At 74.1% G+C, this 17,797-nt stretch carries 15 protein-coding genes; 4 read left to right on the top strand and 11 right to left on the bottom strand.

Annotated features, from left to right (window positions below; translation table 11 throughout):
• Positions 1 to 180 precede the first annotated feature (180 nt).
• The 3 genes from KBZ10_RS05385 (at position 181) to KBZ10_RS05375 (ending at position 2,379) form a co-directional block, all read left to right on the top strand.
• The gene (locus KBZ10_RS05385) at positions 181 to 1,110 is read left to right on the top strand and encodes a diiron oxygenase (RefSeq protein WP_210986316.1); all 930 of its coding nucleotides are present in this window, start codon (positions 181 to 183) and stop codon (positions 1,108 to 1,110) included.
• 145 nt (positions 1,111 to 1,255) lie between these two features.
• Positions 1,256 to 2,107 carry a TetR/AcrR family transcriptional regulator gene (locus tag KBZ10_RS05380; RefSeq protein ID WP_210986315.1) on the top strand — a complete coding sequence of 284 codons (852 nt, stop codon included), beginning with the start codon at positions 1,256 to 1,258 and terminating at the stop codon, positions 2,105 to 2,107.
• Positions 2,104 to 2,379 carry a hypothetical protein gene (locus KBZ10_RS05375; protein WP_210986314.1) on the top strand — a complete coding sequence of 92 codons (276 nt, stop codon included), beginning with the start codon at positions 2,104 to 2,106 and terminating at the stop codon, positions 2,377 to 2,379. Before KBZ10_RS05380 ends, KBZ10_RS05375 begins: the two co-directional genes overlap by 4 nt.
• Positions 2,380 to 2,458: 79 nt before the next feature.
• On the opposite strand, the gene KBZ10_RS05370 is transcribed toward KBZ10_RS05375, so the two are convergent.
• The 5 genes from KBZ10_RS05370 to KBZ10_RS29980 form a co-directional block, all read right to left on the bottom strand.
• Positions 2,459 to 3,697, bottom strand: a complete 1,239-nt coding sequence (locus tag KBZ10_RS05370; protein WP_210986313.1) for a styrene monooxygenase/indole monooxygenase family protein — start codon at positions 3,695 to 3,697, stop codon at positions 2,459 to 2,461.
• A gap of 181 nt (positions 3,698 to 3,878) precedes the next feature.
• Positions 3,879 to 4,505, bottom strand: coding sequence for an ATP/GTP-binding protein (locus KBZ10_RS05365; protein ID WP_210986312.1), 627 nt, complete (start codon positions 4,503 to 4,505; stop codon positions 3,879 to 3,881).
• Positions 4,506 to 4,509: 4 nt separating this feature from the next.
• The gene (locus KBZ10_RS05360) at positions 4,510 to 4,926 is read right to left on the bottom strand and encodes a DUF742 domain-containing protein (RefSeq protein ID WP_210986311.1); all 417 of its coding nucleotides are present in this window, start codon (positions 4,924 to 4,926) and stop codon (positions 4,510 to 4,512) included.
• Positions 4,923 to 5,450: a roadblock/LC7 domain-containing protein gene (locus KBZ10_RS05355; RefSeq protein ID WP_210986310.1), complete on the bottom strand. Its 528-nt coding sequence runs from the start codon at positions 5,448 to 5,450 to the stop codon at positions 4,923 to 4,925. Before KBZ10_RS05355 ends, KBZ10_RS05360 begins: the two co-directional genes overlap by 4 nt.
• On the bottom strand, positions 5,447 to 8,722 hold the full coding sequence (locus KBZ10_RS29980; protein WP_307847205.1) for a nitrate- and nitrite sensing domain-containing protein: 3,276 nt from the start codon (positions 8,720 to 8,722) through the stop codon (positions 5,447 to 5,449). Before KBZ10_RS29980 ends, KBZ10_RS05355 begins: the two co-directional genes overlap by 4 nt.
• A gap of 522 nt (positions 8,723 to 9,244) precedes the next feature.
• Here KBZ10_RS29980 and KBZ10_RS05345 point away from each other — a divergent pair.
• Positions 9,245 to 10,108 carry a hypothetical protein gene (locus KBZ10_RS05345; RefSeq protein ID WP_210986308.1) on the top strand — a complete coding sequence of 288 codons (864 nt, stop codon included), beginning with the start codon at positions 9,245 to 9,247 and terminating at the stop codon, positions 10,106 to 10,108.
• A 30-nt stretch (positions 10,109 to 10,138) separates the two neighbouring features.
• Here the strand turns inward: KBZ10_RS05345 and KBZ10_RS05340 are convergent, their stop codons facing one another.
• The 6 genes from KBZ10_RS05340 to KBZ10_RS05315 all read right to left on the bottom strand — a co-directional run bounded on the left by KBZ10_RS05340 (position 10,139) and on the right by KBZ10_RS05315 (position 17,724).
• Positions 10,139 to 10,660 carry a MarR family winged helix-turn-helix transcriptional regulator gene (locus KBZ10_RS05340; RefSeq protein WP_374223309.1) on the bottom strand — a complete coding sequence of 174 codons (522 nt, stop codon included), beginning with the start codon at positions 10,658 to 10,660 and terminating at the stop codon, positions 10,139 to 10,141.
• Between the two features lie 541 nt (positions 10,661 to 11,201).
• Entirely contained in the window at positions 11,202 to 13,679 is a 2,478-nt protein-coding gene (gene lon, locus KBZ10_RS05335) for an endopeptidase La (RefSeq protein WP_210986306.1), read from the bottom strand.
• Positions 13,680 to 13,910: 231 nt separating this feature from the next.
• Entirely contained in the window at positions 13,911 to 16,316 is a 2,406-nt protein-coding gene (locus KBZ10_RS05330; protein ID WP_210986305.1) for an excinuclease ABC subunit UvrA, read from the bottom strand.
• A 49-nt stretch (positions 16,317 to 16,365) separates the two neighbouring features.
• A complete protein-coding gene (locus KBZ10_RS05325) occupies positions 16,366 to 16,782 on the bottom strand; it encodes a VOC family protein (RefSeq protein ID WP_210986304.1) in 417 nt (138 codons plus the stop codon).
• 5 nt (positions 16,783 to 16,787) lie between these two features.
• On the bottom strand, positions 16,788 to 17,213 hold the full coding sequence (locus KBZ10_RS05320; RefSeq protein ID WP_210986303.1) for a helix-turn-helix transcriptional regulator: 426 nt from the start codon (positions 17,211 to 17,213) through the stop codon (positions 16,788 to 16,790).
• Between the two features lie 37 nt (positions 17,214 to 17,250).
• A complete protein-coding gene (locus tag KBZ10_RS05315) occupies positions 17,251 to 17,724 on the bottom strand; it encodes an ATP-binding protein (RefSeq protein ID WP_210986302.1) in 474 nt (157 codons plus the stop codon).
• Between the last annotated feature and the right edge of the window lie 73 nt (positions 17,725 to 17,797).

The following is a 17,797-nucleotide window of genomic DNA, read 5'->3' as shown; positions in this document are numbered from 1 at the left end:
CGACGCCTCCTCGGCCTCGCGGACTCCCGTGCGGAAGGGGATGGTTGGCAGGCTCACACGTTCTCCGCGGCGGGGTCAACCGGGCTTCAACAAGTCTCCGCCAGGGGATTGACCTTCTTGCTGACAAGCAGTCTCATAAAGGAGTACCGCGGGTAACCCACAAGCGAGGTGGCCGACAGCATGACGATCACAACCGGGGCAGCGGCGCAGCGGGATGCTCTCGGCCTGCTCAAGGACCGGGAGAAGGTCGCCCTGCGCCTGCTCGACTCCTCCGCCAAGCACTCCTTCGACCCGGACGCCGAGCTGGACTGGGACGCGCCCTTCGCGGAGGGCCACTGGTTCTGGCCACCGGAGCTGGTCTCGCTCTACGACACCCCACTGTGGAAGACGATGTCGGAGGAGCAGCGGATCGAGCTCTCCAAGCACGAGTCCTCCGCCCTGGCCTCGCTCGGCATCTGGTTCGAGATCATCCTCATGCAGCTGCTCTGCCGGCACGTCTACGACAAGTCGCCGACCAGCTCGCACGTGCGCTACGCCCTCACCGAGATCGAGGACGAGTGCCGGCACTCGAAGATGTTCGCCCGGCTGATCCAGAAGAACGGCACCCCCGTCTACCCGGTCTCGCGGGTCCACCACAACCTCGGCCGGCTGTTCAAGACGGTCTCCACCACCCCCGGCTCCTTCACGGCCACGCTCCTCGGCGAGGAGATCCTCGACTGGATGCAGCGGCTCACCTTCCCCGACGAGCGCATCCAGCCGCTGGTGCGCGGCGTCACCCGCATCCACGTGGTGGAGGAGGCCCGGCACGTGCGCTACGCGCGGGAGGAGCTGCGCCACCAGATGGTGAGCGCGCCGCGCTGGAGCCGCGAGTTCACCCGGCTGACCTCGGGCGAGTTCGCCCGTGTCTTCTCCAAGGCCTTCATCAACCCCGAGGTCTACACGAACGTCGGCCTCGACCAGCGGGAAGCGGTGGCGCAGGTCGCGGCCAGCGGGCACCGGCGCGAGGTCATGCAGACCGGGGCGAAGAAGCTGACGGACTTCCTCGACGACATCGGCGTGCTGCGCGGCGCGGGCCGCCGGATGTGGAAGAGCTCCGGGCTGCTCGCCTGAGCCCGCGGCCGGGACGGCGCCCCGCGGCGGATACGCGACGGCGGGTCCGGGCGGGTCCGGGCGGCTCCGGGCCGGTCCCGACCGGAGTCCCCGGTACGGGGCCCGCGCGCGGCCGCCGCCCCACCGCGCCGGTTACCCTGCGGGCATGAACGGCAGCGGCACCGCCCCGACAGCATCGTCCGGCCGCCGGTCCGGCCCCGGGGCCGCGTACCGGCGGCTCACCGTCGAGCAGCGGCGCCGCCAGCTGCTCGACGCGGCCCTCGCGCTCTTCGCCGAGCGGGCGCCGGAGGACGTCTCCCTGGACGACGTGGCCCATGCCGCCGAGGTGTCGCGCCCGCTCGTCTACCGCTACTTCCCCGGCGGCAAGCCGCAGTTGTACGAAGCCGCGCTGCGCAGCGCCGCGGACCGGATGGAGCTGTGCTTCGCCGAGCCCCAGACCGGCCCGATGACCCACCGGCTGGCGCGCGCCCTGGACCGCTACCTCGCCTTCGTCGACGAGTACGACGCCGGTTTCAGCGCGCTGCTCCAGGGCGGCAGCGTCGCCGAGACCTCCCGGACCTCGGCCATCGTGGACGAGGTCCGGCGGGCCGCCGCCGAGCAGATCCTCGTCCATCTCGGCGTCTCGCGGCCGGGCCTGCGGCTGCGCACGGCCGTCCGCGCCTGGATCGCTGCGGTCGAGGCCACCTCGCTGATCTGGCTGGACGAGGAGAAGCAGCCACCCGTCGGCGAGCTGCGCGACTCCTTGCTCGACCACTTCCTCGCCCTGCTCGCCGCCACCGCGGCGCACGACCCGCAGACCGCGGGCGTGCTCGGGAAGGCGCTGGCGGCGGAGCGGGCGGACGGACCGGTGGGCGCGCTCGCCCGGCGGCTGCTGCCGCTGCTGGCGGAGGCGGGCCATCTGCTGGAACCCGGGGCGCCCGGGGCCGGTGGCTCCCCGGCCGGCGGCGGCGCGACCGGTGCCGCCGCTCCGCGCGGCCCGGAGGCGGGCGCGCCGTGAGAAGCGAGGAGACGCCCTTCGAGGGCGGGCCGCTGGACGGCCGGGTGCTGCCCGTGCTGACGGGGGCGACCGGCAAGCCGCCGAAGGTCTACGAGGTCCCGGTGCCGCGGCCGGACGGCGGCGAGCCGGTGGTCCACGTCTACCGGCGCGAGATCCGCGGCCACAGCAGACGGCTCGGCCTGCCGCTGGGCTGGAAGTACGTCCACGACCCGGAGGGCCGGGCCGCCTCCGGCCCGAACTGGCCCTGGCCCCGGCGGAGTCCCGGCGCCTGAGCGTCGCCCGGCGGCCCGCGGCCCGGCCGGGGCACGGCCCGGCCGGGGGTGAACGAGCCGACCGGGCCGAGAGCCCGGTCTACCGGGCGCCCGCGACCTCGGCGAGGTAGCCCTCCGTCTTCTCCGGCTCGAAGAAGAAGTTCTCCAGGTCCGCCGGGTTGTTGAAGGCGTTGGCGAAGCGGTCGGCGACCGGCTGGTACTGCCCGCCCGCGCCGATCAGGTTGAGGACGTGCTCCGGCGGCGGGGCCAGCATCGCGTTCGTCCACTTCACGACGTGCCGGGCGGTCTCCCAGTAGCGGTCGAACGTGGCCTGCATCCACTCCGCGTCGAACGGCTGGTCGCCGCGCTCCAGGATGCTCGCCAGATACGCGGCGGCGCACTTGGACGCCGAGTTGGAGCCCTGACCGGTCAGGGGGTCGTTGGCGACGACGACGTCGGCCACGCCCAGCACCAGCCCGCCGGAGGGCAGCCGGCCGATCGGGTTGCGCACGGTGGGCGGGTAGCGGCCGGCGAGGGTGCCGCCCGCGTCGGTCAGCTCCACCTTCGTGGCGCGGTCGTACTCCCAGGGCAGGAACTGCTTCATCAGGTCGAGCGTCACCGCGAGGTGCTCGCCCGGGTCCTTGATGGAGTCGAAGACGTCGAGCGGGCCGCCGGGGACGCCCTCCCAGAAGAGGATGTCGGCCCGGCCGGAGAGGGTGTGGGTCGGCATGACGAACATCTCGCCGACACCGGGCACGAGGTTGCAGCGCACCGCGTCGTAGTCCGGGTGCTCCGGGCGCGGCCCGAGCCCGTGCACGTACGCGACGGCCAGTGCGCGCTGCGGTGTGTCGTACGGGGAACGGGAGGCGTCCCGGCCGAACATCGAGACGAGCTCGCCCTTGCCGGCCGAGATCAGCACCAGGTCGTAGGAGCGGGCGAAGTAGTCGAGGTCGGAGACGGCGGCGCCGTGGATGACGAGCTGCCCGCCGCGCTGCGCGAAGGTCTCCATCCAGCCGGCCATCTTCACCCGCTGGTCGACGGACTGGGCGTAGCCCTCCAGCCTGCCCACCCAGTCGACGGGGCGGCTGCCGTCGGGTCCGGCGACGGAGATGCCGAGGCCCTCGATCCGCGGGGCCTGGCTCTCCCAGAAGTTGAGGCCGAGGTCCCGCTCGTGCTGCAGGGCGGTGTGGAACATGCACTGGGTGGACATGACCCGGCCCGAGCGGATCTCGTCCGCCGTGCGGTTCGACATCAGGGTGACCTCGTAACCGTGCTGCTGCAGGCCGAGGGCGAGCTGGAGTCCGGACTGGCCGGCTCCGACGACGAGTATCTTCCGCATGGCGGTGGGCTCTCTCTTTCACACGGGAAGGAACACGGGCGGGACCGCGGAACGGCAGGGGCACCGGGACACACACCGGGCGCCCGGCCGCCGGGGTGACCGGGCGGCCGAGCCGGGGTGCCGCACCGCCGGGCCTCTGAGCTGCGCAACTGCCCATTGCTGGGGCGGAAGTGAGGCTACGTCACTCGGGTGTCACGTCAAGGGCGTGGGCCACGAGCGCGAGCAGCGAACGGATCACGGTTTCCCGGTCGCGCGCGTCCATGATCTCCACCGGGACGTGGTCCGGCACGGACAGGGCCTCGCGCACGTCCTCCTCCGCGAACGACTCGGTGCCCTCGAAGTGGTTGACGGCCACGGCGTACGGAAGTCCGCAGCTCTCGAAGTAGTCCAGGGCCGGGAAGCAGTCCTCCAGCCGCCGGGTGTCGGCCATGACCACGGCGCCGATCGCGCCGCGCACCAGGTCGTCCCACATGAACCAGAAGCGTTTCTGGCCGGGGGTGCCGAAGAGGTAGAGGACGAGCCCGGCGTCGAGGGTGATCCGGCCGAAGTCCATGGCGACGGTCGTCGTGGTCTTGTCCGGGGTCGCCGCGATGTCGTCGACGTCCTCGCTGGCCTGTGTCATCACCGCCTCGGTGGTGAGGGGCGTGATCTCGGAGACCGAGCCGACGAAGGTGGTCTTGCCGACGCCGAAGCCGCCCGCCACCACGATCTTGGTGGAGACGGGGGCGCGGCTGCGATCGGTCTGCCAGCTCTGGACGTTCTCGTCCGCGACGGGCGGCGCGGCGGTGGTCGGTCCCGCGGGGGTCATGGTGTCAGAGCCTGCGAAGTCCACTCAGGACCCTTTCGAGCAGTGCGCGGTCGGGGCGGCCGGTATCGGTGCCGGCGCCGTTGCCGTAAACGCGGATCTTTCCCTGGTCGGCCAGGTCGCTGAGCAGCACGCGGACCACCCCCAGCGGGATGTGGAGCAGCGCGGAGATCTCCGCGACCGAGCGCATCTTGCGGCAGAGTTCGACGATGGCCCGCATCTCGGGCATCACCCGGTCGGCCCAGTTGCCGGCCGTCAGCTCCGGGCGGTCCTCCGGGGCCTCGATGGCCGCGACGAAGGTCTCCACGAGCAGGACATGGCCGAAGCGGGTCCGGCCGCCGGTCAGCGAGTACGGGCGGACCCGGGCCGGTTTGCGCTGCTGGCCGCGGTCCGCGGTCCGGACCGGGAGTCGGGGGGAGGTCACGTGCGGCTCTCCAGGGACTGGCGCAGTTCGTTGCGGAGTTCGGGGGTGAGGACGTGCCCGGCGCGGCCCACGAAGAGCGCCATGTGGTAGGCGACCACGCTCATGTCGCAGTCGGGGGTCGCGTGCACCCCGAGCAGCGATCCGTCGCTGATCGACATGACGAAGACGCTGCCCTCGTCCATCGCGATCATCGTCTGCTTCACCGGGCCGGCGTCCATCAGCTTGGACGCACCGTGGGTCAGCGCCCCGACCCCGGAGACGATGGTGGCGAGGTCGGCGCTGGAACCCTTGGGGCCGCTGTCGCCGCCGGCTCCGGCAGCGGCCGCCTCTTCCGCGCCCGCGCCCGTGCCCGTGTCCGGGTCGGAGCTGAGCAGCAGCAGGCCGTCGGAAGAGACCACGGCCACCGAGTGGACGCCGGGCACCTCCTCCACCAGATTCGTCAGGAGCCAGTGCAGGTTGCGGGCCTCACTGCTGAGCCCGTGCGAACCGTGCGGCTCCGAGCCGGCCTTCGTATACGCGTTCAACCGCGTGCCTCCTCGCCTGTGCCACCGTCGTCCAGTCCGACGGCGCGGTGCTCACCCGTCTTCTCGGCGATCTCCGCGTCGGCGTCGCGCCGTCCGTGCTGCGCCCCCTGCTGGAAGCCGCCGAGCTTGCGGCGCAGGGCCTCCGCGTCCACGCCTCCCGCCCTGGCCCGCGCCGGACCGCTCCGTGCCGCCACGGTCTTGGGCGTCCGCTTGGGGAGGCCCTTGTCGGTCAGCCGCCGGGCGGGGGCCGCCGGCTGCCCGGGGGTCTCCGGCTGCCCGGGGGTCTCCGCGGACCGCTGCCCGGGGACGGTGGGGGCGTGGCCGGCCGGGCTCTCCGCGCCGGGGGCCGCGACGCCGTGCTCCGTGCGGCCGGTCTCCGTCCCCGTCTCCCCCGTCCGGTCGGTGCCGAGCGGGGCCGGGGCCGGTTCGGCGCCCGGCCGGGGCAGCGGCGGGGGCAGCCGGAAGGACTGGGTCGGCTCGTCCACGCCGGCCACGTCGGCCAGGCCGGCGTCGTCCGCGGCCCGCGCGTGCTGCTCCTCGCCGGCCTCGGCCCGCCGGATGCCGTACGGGTCGCCGTCGGCGGCGGCGGGCGAGGGCCCGGACTCCGCGCGGGACGGCGGGAGTCCGGAAGCCGCGCCGGCGTCGGAGGCGCCGGGCGCGGGGCCGGTGAGCCCGGGCCGGGCGTCCGCGGCCGGGACGGCGGACGCGGCGGCGTCCGCGGCGGTCCGCTCCTCGGGGGCGGTGGGCGCCGGGTCCGGGGCGGCCGGCCCGGCGGGGGTTCCCGCGGGGGCGCCGTCCGGGGTTCCCGCCTCCGCCCGTGCCGCCCGTACCGCTTCCTCGGCGGCCGCGACCAGGGGGTCGTGCTCCGCGCTCCGGGCGAGTGCCGTGCGGGCGCCGGGGGCGCCGGGGGCGCCGGGGTTTCCGGCGCGCGGTGCGCCCGCGTCCGCCGGTGCGGAACCGGAGACGGTCCCGGGCTCCCGCTCCGCCGGGGTGCCGGTGGCAGCGGGGCCCGGGGCCCGGACCGGGGCTCCGGAGGCGTCCGCCGCCGGCTCCGCGGACGGGGCCGGGTCCGTAACCGGTCCGCGTCCCGGCGGACTCGGCACTGCGGGGGGCACGGCCGGGGACGCCTTGGGCGCTCCGGCGCCGGCGGCCGCGGCGTCCCCCGTTCCGTCCGCCGGGCGGGCCGTGCCGGTGTCCGCGGCAGCCGCGCCGGTCTCCTCGGCGGCCGTTCCGGCACCGCTCCCGCCGGCGTCCCCGCGCCGGGGCAGGGAGCCGCCGCGGCGGTGCGGCAGGGTGTTGGAGTTGGCCTCGGCCACCGAACCGGGCAGTGACACGCCCGTGGCCCTGCTCTCACCGGACTTGACGTGGGAGGGCTCGGGCCGGGTCGGCAGGACGGAGGTCGGCAGCACGACGACGGCCGTGACCCCGCCCTGCGCCCGGTCGCGCAGCTCGACCCGGATGCCGTGCCGCGCCGCGAGCCGCGCGACCACGTACAGGCCGAGGCCGAGGGCGTCCTCGTCGGCGCCGGCGGCCTCACCGTCGGGGTCGGCGAGGCGGGCGTTGACCTCGGCCAGCCGCTCCTCCGTCATGCCGATGCCGCGGTCCTCGACGGAGAGCATCACCTCGCCGTTCTCCAGCTGGTAGCCGGAGAGCTCGACCTCGTCCTCCGGCGGCGAGAACGCGGCCGCGTTCTCCAGCAGTTCGGCGACCAGGTGGCTGAGCGCGTCGGCGGCGAATCCGGCGACCCGCGCGTGCGGCGGGAGGGACTGGATGGTCACCCGCTCATAGCGCTCGATCTCGCTGACCGAGGCGCGCAGCACGTCGAGCAGCGGCACGGAGGCACTGTGCGTGGTGGTGTGCTCCGCGCCCGAGAGGACCAGGAGGTTCTCGCTGTGCCGCCGCATCCGGGTGGCGAGGTGGTCGAGCTTGTACAGGGCTTCCAGGTGCTCGGGCTCGTTCGCCCGCTCCTCCAGCCCCTCGATGAGACCGAGCTGCCGTTCGACGAGGCCGAGGGTGCGCAGCGACAGGTGGACGAAGCTGCTGTGCACGCGGTCCTGGAGGCCGCTGAGCCGCTCGGCGAGATCGCTCTTCTGCCGGGCCAGCTCGTCCCGCTTGTCGGCGAGCTTCTGCCGCTCGCGGATCAGGCCGCCGCGCTCGGCACGGAGCTTCTCCAGCTCCTGGTGGAAGCCCTCCGCCCTGGCGCGGAGTTCGTTGACGGCGCGCACGGCCTCGGCGTACTCGTCGTTGCGGCCGGTGAACCGGACCGGCTCCTCGCCGACCGGATCGGCGGCGACCCGCCGGGCGCCGAGCCGCAGCACGGCCAGCGGCCGGGTCATGGAGCGGGCCGCGGACATGCCGGAGCCCACGGCGATCAGCACGCAGACGGCGAGGAGCCCGGCGGCCAGCTCCAGGGACCGCACGTCGTCGTCGCGGAGGGCGGCGAGCCGGGCGGACTCCTCGGTGGTGAGGGAGGACTCGACGGCGCGCATCAGGTCGATCCGGCCGGACAGGGCGGCGTCCACGCGCTTCTGGTCGAGGGCCAGGTCGGCCTCGGACAGCTGCGGCTGGTCGGTGAGGACCCCCAGGTAGCGCTCGGCGCGGCCGGCCTCGTCGCCGTTGACGGTGCCGTCGTAGCTGTCCTTGGCGGCGGCCGGGGCGGTCTGCCGGAAGTCGGCGACCGCCGCGAGCTCCTGGACGCGGGTGCGCTGCGCCGTGGCGGTCAGTTCACCCTCGCCGCCGGCCGCCAGGGCGCCCAGCAGCAGGGTGCGGGTGGCGGCGGCCTGCTCCACGGCGCGGCCCAGGTCGGACAGCGCGTCGGCGGGCCCGTCGGCGGCTCGCGGCGGGATACGGCGCGCGAGGTCGGCGGAGACACCGTGCAGCGCCTGCACCAGCCGGGTGTAGCGGGCGAAGGTGTCGGAGGCCGGGCCGGAGCCGGTGAGCGCCGACTGCCGGATGTCCGGGAGCTCCGCGAGCCGGCGGTCCAGGGCTGCGGGGGCGTTCTCCCGGATCTCCTCCAGCTGGCGGTCGACGCGCGCGCGCCGCTTCTCCGAGATGCCCGTGGCGCTGCCGGAGCCGGCGGCCCGGCCCGCGGCGACGAAGCGCGTCATGGTGTCGCGCTCGTCGGCCAGCGAGTGGGCCAGCACGACGGCCTGCGTGTTCAGTTCGGAGAGGGTGACCAGGCGCTGGGAGTCGTTGAGGTCGGAGGACGCGGCGACGACGGCGGGCGCGCCGGCCCCGGCCACGGCCGCGGCGACCACGGCCACCGAGATCACGAGCCGGTTGCGGACTTTGGCGGTGCGCTTCCCGGGCGGTGCGGAGGCCGCTCCCCCGGCTGGTGCCGACTCACGTTCCTTGCCCCGAGGCCGCATTCTTCGCACCGGTGCTCGCAATCTTGTCTCGTCTCCGCAGGGCCGAGGGCTCCGGCGATCCGCTCGCATTCCTCGTTCCCCTGGGGCGCGGAGCGCCGACGGGCGTTCTCCCCGTACCGGCAACGGAATTCGACGATTCCACCGCCGGTGTGAATGGGGCCGCCCATCACCCGCCCGGCCACTCGGACGAGTGAACATCAATCCGGAGTGGGCGAACAACCCCGGTGCGTCACCCCGGGGGCCGCCGCGGGGGGCGCCGGTTGGAAAACGCCAGCCCGTGCTGGCAAGATGCGCGCCCGCACATTCCACGGCCGGTCAGGTATGGGGGAATTCCGGCACCTCGGCCGTTTCCCGCCCGCCGCGCCGACCGTCACCGCAGGCCACAACAGCCGAGGGGGTCCGCGCCGGATCCGGCAGACTGACCGCATGCGCATCGACCTCACCACGGAGCCGGGCGACCCCCTCGTCCCCAACGAGGACTACGCGTCGGTGGCCCTGCCGGCGTCCGGCGCGGGAGGCTCGCTGGTCCTGCTGGACGGCGTCACTCCCCCCGAGGGCGGCGGCGGATGCGTACACGGAGTGCCGTGGTTCACCGCGCGCCTCGGCGGCGCGCTGCTCGAACTGTCCGGTTCGCGGCGGGATATGACCCTCCGGGAATGCCTCGCGGCGGCAATCGAACGCACTGCCGATGCCCACCGAAAAACCTGTGAGCTTTCTCACGTTCAAACACCGCAAACAACGGTCGTGGCCGCGCGCTGGAACGAGCGGAACCTGGAACATCTGGTGCTCTCCGACTCCGTCCTGCTCGTCGAGCGGCAGGACGGGATGGTCACCGCGGAGCGGGACGACCGGCTGTCCCGCCTGCCGCCCCCGGTGCCGGAACTGCGCGCCGCCGTACGGGCGCTGCCGACCGGGTCGGCCGAACGCGCCGCGCGGGTGGCCGCCTACGTCCGCGCCGTGGAGGCCCTGCGCAACGCGGAGGGCGGCTTCTTCACCGCCGCCGCCGACCCGGCGGTCGCCGCCCGGGCCGTGACGGGTGCCGTACCGCGCGCGAACGTGCGCTCGCTCACCGCCCTGACGGACGGCGCCGCCCGCTGGGTGGAGGTCTTCCGGGAGGGCGCCTGGGCCGACTGCCCCGCGCTGCTCCGCTCCGAGGGAACGGACGGCCTGGTGCGCCGGGTACGGGCGGCGGAGACCGCGGACCCGCGGGGCGGCGCCTTCCCGCGCGGCAAGCGGCACGATGACGCGACCGCCGTCTTCGCGGAGTTCCCGGCGGTCCCGGGGACGTGACCGGGCGGCCGGGCGGCCGGCCGCCCCCGCTCAGCCCTCCGCGCCGTCCAGCTCGTTCAACCGGTGCAGCAGCCGGGCGAGTTCGGCGATCTCCGCCCGGTCCCAGCTCCGGAGCTTGCGGGCGTAGCGTTCGCGGCGGGCGCGGCGCACGGCGGAGAAGCGGCCGGCGCCCTCCTCCGTCAGCGTCACCAGCGAGGCGCGCCCGTCGGCCGGGTCCGGCCGCCGGGTGACGATCCCCAGCTCCTCCAGGGCGCGGAGCTGGCGGCTCATGGTGGCCTTGCCGACACCGAAGTACGCCGCGAGTGCGGTGGCCCGCTGCTCTCCCGCCTCCGACAGCCGCACCAGCAGTCCGTACGCGGCGGGCTCGAGATCGGGGTGCACCTCGCGGGCCACCTCGCCGGAGGAGGCGCGGGCCCGGCGCAGAAAGACGGACAACTCCCGTTCCAGGGCGAGAAAGGCGCTGTCCCCGGACGCGCCACCGGTCATATCCCGCTCCCGGGGTGCTCCGGCCGCTCCGGCCCGGGTGGCGTCTCCGGCTTCCGTCCGGCGCATGCTCTGGTCCTCCCCGCTTTCCGCTCCCGCCGTTTCCGGGACGGATTTCGTTTTCGGCGGTGCGTGCCGCCGCGGTGCCCGCCAGTATTTCGCAGGACCGGCCCGGGCAGCACCGGGCCGGCTTCCCGGGCCCCCTTCCCGCGACGGCCGCGGAAGCCGCCGGACGCCCTTTTCCGCCGGGAGACGCGGCCTCACGGCGTCCCGCCTCCCGCGCGGCTCTCTTCCCGCGCAACCGCCACGGCCCGGCACGGCCCGGCATGGCACGGCATGGCACGGCCCGGCCGGTCCGGTATCCGGGCACGGCTCCACGCGGCTTCCCGCCTCGCGCCCCCGTCACACCGCGACACCACCGCGCCCCGGGACACGCGCCCGCCCCCGCGCCGTGCACGCGGCGGCGCGTGACGGCACGGGGGCGGGCGGACCGGGACCGAGGACGACGGACGGCGGCAGCGGCAGCGGAGGACGGAGTGGGGCCGGGGCCGGGGCCCCGGGCCGGCGCCCGGAACCGGCGGGCCTCCCTCCCCCGGTCCCCCGTCCGCCGTCAGACCGCGACCGGCAGTTCCGGCTCGCTCCCCGCCGGGCCGTTCCCGGCCCGGTGCCCCGTGCCGGCCGGCTCCAGCGCCAGCCGCAGGACCTGCCGGACGTCCGACACCGGATGCACCTCCAGCCTCTCCAGCACCTCGGCCGGCACATCGTCCAGATCGGCCTCGTTCCGCTTGGGGATGACGACCGTGGTGATCCCGGCGCGGTGCGCGGCGAGCAGCTTCTGCTTGACGCCGCCGACCGGCAGCACCCTTCCCGTCAGCGACACCTCGCCGGTCATCGCCACGTCCGGACGCACCCGGCGCCCGGACAGCAGCGAGGCGAGCGCGGTCGTCATGGTGACCCCGGCACTGGGCCCGTCCTTCGGCACGGCTCCGGCCGGAACGTGCAGGTGCACCGCGCGCTCGTTGAAGTCGCCCACGGGCAGCTCCAGTTCGGCGCCCCGGCTGCGCAGGAAGGACAGGGCGATCTGCGCCGACTCCTTCATCACGTCACCGAGCTGGCCGGTGATCTGGAGGCCGGTGGCGCCGGTCTCCCGGTCGGCGAGGGACGCCTCGACGTAGAGGACGTCGCCGCCCGCGCCCGTGACGGCCAGTCCGGTCGCCACGCCGGGCACGGCGGTGCGCCGCTCCTGCGGGTCCTGCGCGGACTCGGGGACGTGGTGCGGCCGGCCGAGATAGCCGCGCAGGTCCTCCGGGCCGATCGTGACGGGCAGTTCCAGCTCACCGAGTTCGTGCCGGGCCGCGGCCTTGCGGAGCAGCCTCGCGACGGCGCGTTCCAGGTTCCGCACCCCGGCCTCGCGGGTGTACTCGCCGGCGAGCTTGCGCAGCGCGGCCTCCTCCAGCACGACCTCGCCCTCGGCCAGACCGGCCCGTTCGAGCTGCCGGGCCAGCAGGTGGTCGCGGGCGATGGTGACCTTCTCGTCCTCGGTGTAGCCGTCGAGCCGGACCAGCTCCATCCGGTCGAGCAGCGCCTCCGGGATGGCCTCCAGGACATTGGCGGTGGCGAGGAAGACCACGTCGGAGAGGTCGAGTTCGACCTCCAGGTAGTGATCGCGGAAGGTGTGGTTCTGCGCCGGGTCGAGCACTTCCAGCAGGGCGGCGGCCGGGTCGCCCCGGAAGTCGGAGCCGACCTTGTCGATCTCGTCGAGGAGGACGACGGGGTTCATCGACCCGGCCTCCTTGACGGCCCGCACGATGCGGCCGGGCAGCGCGCCGACGTAGGTGCGCCGGTGGCCGCGGATCTCCGCCTCGTCGCGCACACCGCCGAGCGCGACCCGGACGAACTTCCGCCCCATGGCGCGGGCGACGGACTCACCGAGCGAGGTCTTCCCGACCCCTGGGGGGCCCACCAGCGCCAGCACGGCCCCGCCCCGGCGGCCGCCGACCACCCCGAGGCCGCGCTCGGCACGGCGCTTGCGCACCGCGAGGTACTCGGTGATGCGCTCCTTGACGTCCGCGAGCCCGGCGTGGTCGGCGTCGAGGACGGCCCGGGCGCCGGGGATGTCGTAGGCGTCCTCGGTGTGCTCGTTCCAGGGCATCTCCAGGACGGTGTCGAGCCAGGTCCGGATCCAGCTCCCCTCGGGGCTCTGGTCGGAGGCGCGTTCGAGCTTGTCAACCTCCTTGAGGGCCGCCTCGCGCACCTTCTCGGGGAGGTCGGCGGCCTCGACCCGGGCGCGGTAGTCGCCGGACTCGTCCTCCGGCTCGCCGTTGAGCTCGCGGAGCTCCTTGCGGACGGCCTCCAGCTGGCGGCGGAGGAGGAACTCGCGCTGCTGCTTGTCGACGCCCTCCTGGACGTCCTTGGCGATGGACTCGGCGACGTCCTGCTCGGCGAGGTGTTCGCTCAGCCACTTCACGGCGAGCTTGAGGCGGGCCACCGGGTCGGTGGTCTCCAGCAGTTCGACGCGCTGCTCGGCGGTGAGGAACGGCGAGTAGCCGGAGTTGTCGGCGAGCTGGCCGGCGTCGTCGATCTGCTGGACGCGGTCCACGACCTGCCAGGCGCCGCGCTTGCGCAGCCAGCTGGTGGCGAGGGCCTTGTACTCCTTCATGAGCTCGGTGACGGCGCCGGGCACCGGCTCGGGCCCCGGCTCGTCGGCCGGGCGGCCCTCCACCCAGAGCGCGGCGCCCGGCCCGGTGGTGCCCGCGCCGATCCGCACCCGGCTCACGCCCCGCACGAGCGCGCCGGGGTCACCGCCGGAGAGCCGGCCGACCTGTTCGACGGTGCCGAGCGTGCCCACGGCGGCGTACGTGCCGTCGATCCGCGGCACCAGCAGCACCTGCGGCTTGCCGCCGCCGCTCTCCCCGTTCCCCGCGTTCCCCCCGTTCCCCCCGCCGCTTCCCGCGGCGGCCTGCGCGGCTTCCACCGCGGCCCGCACGTCCGTGTCGGACAGGTCCAGCGGCACCACCATGCCGGGCAGGACCACCTCGTCGTCGAGAGGCAGCACCGGCAGGGTGAGTGTCGTAGACGTCGAAGCCATGATCTCCCCTTCAGCAGGCAAGTTGAGCTGTAAAGACTCAATGTCTCTGCTGCCCCGGGTGTTCCCCGGCCCGCGTTCGCTCACAGCGAACAGTCCTCCCGGCAGTCCCGGCCGGGGCGCCCTCTTCCCGTCCGCGGCCCTCCGCCCGCTCCGGACAAGGGCGTTCGCGCCCCCCGGACCCGTCCGTGCCCGCACCGGGTCCACGAGGGCGCGGACGGGGCCGGGGCCCGGTCAGCCGGTGACGTAGGCCGCGAGGTGCTCGCCGGTGAGGGTCGAGCGGGCGGCCACGAGGTCGGCCGGGGGCCCCTCGAAGACGATCCGGCCGCCGTCGTGGCCGGCCCCCGGGCCGAGGTCGATGATCCAGTCGGCGTGCGCCATGACGGCCTGGTGGTGCTCGATCACGATGACCGACGTGCCGGAGTCGACCAGCCGGTCCAGCAGGCCGAGCAGCTGCCCGACATCGGCGAGGTGGAGGCCGGTGGTCGGCTCGTCGAGGACGTAGACGCCGCCCTTCTCCCCCATGTGGGTGGCCAGTTTGAGCCGCTGCCGCTCGCCTCCCGACAGCGTGGTGAGCGGCTGCCCGAGGGTGAGGTAACCGAGCCCCACCAGCTCCATCCGCTCCAGGACGCGGTGCGCCGCCGGCGTGCGCGCCTCACCGGAGCCGAAGAACTCCGCCGCCTCGCTCACCGGCATCGCGAGCACCTCGCTGATGTCGCGGCCGCCGAGGCGGTACTCCAGGACCGGGGCCTGGAACCGCTTCCCCCCGCACTCCTCGCAGACGGTGGCGACACCCGCCATCATCGCCAGGTCGGTGTAGACGACGCCGGCGCCGTTGCAGTTCGGGCAGGCACCCTCGGAGTTGGCGCTGAACAGCCCCGGCTTGACGCCGTTGGCCTTGGCGAACGCCTTGCGGACCGGGTCGAGCAGCCCGGTGTACGTCGCCGGGTTGCTCCGCCGCGAACCGCGGACCGGCGCCTGGTCCACCGAGACCACGCCGTGGTCCGCGGCCGCGGGACCGGCCACCAGCGACCCGTGGATCAGCGAGCTCTTGCCCGACCCGGCGACACCGGTGACGACGCAGAGCACACCGAGCGGGATGTCCACGTCCACGGTCCGCAGGTTGTTGGCGTCCGCGCCGCGCACCTCCAGCACGCCCGCCGGCTTCCGCACCGACGGCTTCAGGGACGCCCGGTCGCCCAGATGCCGTCCCGTCGGCGTGCCGGCGGCCCGCAGCCCCTCGACGGTGCCCTCGAAGCAGACGGTGCCGCCCGCCGTACCGGCGCCGGGGCCGAGATCGACCACATGGTCGGCGATCGTGATCGTCTCCGGCTTGTGCTCCACGACGAGCACCGTGTTGCCCTTGTCCCGCAGCCGCAGCAGCAGGTCGTTCATCCGCCGGATGTCGTGCGGGTGCAGCCCGATGGTGGGCTCGTCGAACACATAGGTGACGTCGGTGAGCGCGGAGCCGAGATGGCGGACCATCTTGACGCGCTGCGCCTCGCCGCCCGACAGCGTGGCCGACGGCCGGTCGAGCGAGAGGTAACCGAGGCCGATCTCCGTGAACGAGTCGAGCACCCGCACCAGCGCGGTGAGCAGCGGCGCCATCCCCGGCTCGTCGATCCCGCGGACCCACGCGGCCAGATCGCTGATCTGCAGCGCGCTCACCTCCGCGATGTTGAGCCCGGCGATCCGCGACGACCGGGCGGCCTCACCGAGCCGGGTGCCGCCGCACTCGGGGCAGGCGGCGAAGGTGACCGCCCGGTCCACGAACGCCCTGATGTGCGGCTGCATCGCCTCCCGGTCCTTGGCGAGGAACGATTTCCGGATCTTCGGGATCAGCCCCTCGTAGGTGAGGTTGACGCCCTGGACCTTCACCTTGACCGGCTCGTGGTGGAGGAAGTCGCGCATCTCCTTCCCGGTGAAGTCACGGATCGGCTTGTCCGGGTCGACGAAGCCAGACTCGGCGTAGAGCCGCACCGTCCACCAGCTGTCCTGCTTCCAGCCGGGGATGGTGAAAGCACCCCCGGCGATCGACTTGGAGTCGTCGTAGAGCTGGGTGAGGTCGATGTCGGGGACCGTCCCCCGCCCCTCGCAGCGCGGGCACATGCCGCCGGTGCGGGTGAAGGCCACCTTCTCCGCCTTCCTGCCGCCGCGCTCGACGGTGATCGCACCGCTCGCCCGCACCGAGGGGACGTTGAAGGCGAACGCGCCGGGCGGACCGATGTGCGGCTGCCCGAGCCGGCTGAAGAGGACCCGCAGCATCGCGCCGGCGTCGGTGGCGGTGCCGACCGTGGAGCGCGGGTCGGCCCCCATGCGCTGCTGGTCGACGACGATCGCCGTGGTCAGCCCTTCCAGGACGTCGACCTCCGGCCGCGCCAGTGCGGGCATGAAGCCCTGCACGAAGGCGCTGTAGGTCTCGTTGATCAGCCGCTGCGACTCGGCGGCGATCGTGCCGAACACCAGCGAGCTCTTGCCCGAGCCGGAGACGCCCGTGAACACCGTCAGCCGGCGCTTCGGGATCTCGACGGCGACGTCCTTCAGGTTGTTCTCCCGAGCGCCGTGCACCCGGATCACCTCATGGCGGTCGGCCGTGTGCGGCGCGGGCGGCCGCCGGTCCGCCGTCCCGGCTGTGCTCATCGGCTCTCCCTCTCGTCGGCGGTGGTGCGCGGCATCACGGGACCGCCGCTCACGGCCTGCGGGGCTGGTTGAAGCGCAGCATGTTGCCGGCGGGGTCGCGGAAGGCGCAGTCGCGGACTCCGTACGGCTGGTCGATCGGCTCCTGCAGCACCTCGCCGCCCGCGGCGCGGATGCGCTCGAAGGTGGCGTCACAGTCGTCGGTACTGAAGATGACGGCGCGCAGCAGGCCCTTCGCCAGCAGCTCCGCCATGGTCTCCTTGTCGGCGGGCGAGGCGTTCGGGTGCGCGAGGGGCGGCTCCAGAACGATGCTCACCCCGGGCTGTGACGGCGCCCCCACCGTCACCCAGCGCATGCCCTCGAAGCTGACGTCGTCGCGCACCTCCAGGCCGAGCACATCCCGGTAGAAGGCGAGGGCCCTGTCGTGGTCGTCGACGGCGATGAAGCACTGTGAAAGCTTGATGTCCATGCGACTCACGCTACGGGCGGTGCGGCGGCTCCGGCTTCTCCATTCCTGACCGGTCGCGTGTACATCTTGGCGATACAGGCGGGGATGGCCGCGCCCTCGTCATGGCGGCGGGCCCGGTACGCGCTCGGGCTCTCGCCGACCAGTTCGGTGAAGCGCGAGCTGAACGAGCCCAGCGAGGTGCAGCCCACCGCGAAGCAGACCTCCGTCACCGTCAGGTCGCCCCGGCGCAGCAGCGCCTTGGCCCGCTCGATCCGGCGAGTCATGAGGTAGCTGTACGGCGTCTCCCCGAAGGCGGCGCGGAAGCTGCGGGAGAAATGGCCCGGCGACATGAGCGCGCCGCGGGCCAGCGCCGGCACGTCGAGCGGCTCGGCGTAGTCGCGGTCCATCCGGTCACGGGCCCGGCGCAGCCGGACCAGGTCCTCCAGCGTCACGGGACCACCATCCCACGGAAGGGGGGCGGGCGGATCCCTACAGCGTGCCGTTCCGGAGCACCGGGCGGCACAGCGTGAACCAGACGACCTTGCCGCCGACCGCCGGGTGCCCCTTCCCCAGGTCGAGGATGCCCCAGTCGTCCGCGCAGAGCGACAGCAGCAGCAGACCGCGGCCGCTCTCGCTCTGCGGGCCGGCGATGACGGGCGCGGGCCGGCTCGGCGAGGTGTCCCAGACGCTGACGCGCAGCATCCCCTCGCGCCACTTGAGCCGGACGGCCGTCTGGCCGTCGGAGTAACGGAAGGCGTTGGTGGCCAGCTCGGAGGTCAGCAGCTCGGCGCGGTCCGCGAGATCCCCGAGCCCGTGCTCGGCGAGCACCCTGCGGACGGTGGAGCGCGCTATCCGCGGGCCCCGGGGATCGTGGGGCAACTGCAGGGAGTACTCCCAGTCCTCGGGAGGCTCGTGCGGGACGCGGTGGACATGAGCGAGGGGGGCGACGGTTTTGGCACTCATGGATATCTCCTGTCCGTATTGCGCGCCGGGGAACCTCCGCCTGCCCGTGAACCGGAAGCGCACGCGGGGGCGA

The sequence above is a fragment of the Streptomyces sp. F63 genome, from assembly GCF_018070345.1.
In the GTDB taxonomy this organism is placed as follows: domain Bacteria; phylum Actinomycetota; class Actinomycetes; order Streptomycetales; family Streptomycetaceae; genus Streptomyces.
Note: the sequence above shows the minus strand (reverse complement) of the source record. Positions and strands in the feature narration are given on the sequence as shown.

Bases quoted from the DNA above. Each gene is read 5' to 3' on its own strand.
- KBZ10_RS05345 (WP_210986308.1), top strand. From the start codon at position 9,245: ATGCGCATCGACCTCACCACGGAGCCGGGCGACCCCCTCGTCCCCAAC.
- KBZ10_RS05385 (WP_210986316.1), top strand. From the start codon at position 181: ATGACGATCACAACCGGGGCAGCGGCGCAGCGGGATGCTCTCGGCCTG.
- lon (WP_210986306.1), bottom strand. From the start codon at position 13,679: ATGGCTTCGACGTCTACGACACTCACCCTGCCGGTGCTGCCTCTCGAC.
- KBZ10_RS05315 (WP_210986302.1), bottom strand. From the start codon at position 17,724: ATGAGTGCCAAAACCGTCGCCCCCCTCGCTCATGTCCACCGCGTCCCG.
- KBZ10_RS05325 (WP_210986304.1), bottom strand. From the start codon at position 16,782: ATGGACATCAAGCTTTCACAGTGCTTCATCGCCGTCGACGACCACGAC.
- KBZ10_RS05365 (WP_210986312.1), bottom strand. From the start codon at position 4,505: ATGACCCCCGCGGGACCGACCACCGCCGCGCCGCCCGTCGCGGACGAG.
- KBZ10_RS05380 (WP_210986315.1), top strand. From the start codon at position 1,256: ATGAACGGCAGCGGCACCGCCCCGACAGCATCGTCCGGCCGCCGGTCC.
- KBZ10_RS05330 (WP_210986305.1), bottom strand. From the start codon at position 16,316: ATGAGCACAGCCGGGACGGCGGACCGGCGGCCGCCCGCGCCGCACACG.
- KBZ10_RS05370 (WP_210986313.1), bottom strand. From the start codon at position 3,697: ATGCGGAAGATACTCGTCGTCGGAGCCGGCCAGTCCGGACTCCAGCTC.
- KBZ10_RS05340 (WP_374223309.1), bottom strand. From the start codon at position 10,660: ATGCGCCGGACGGAAGCCGGAGACGCCACCCGGGCCGGAGCGGCCGGA.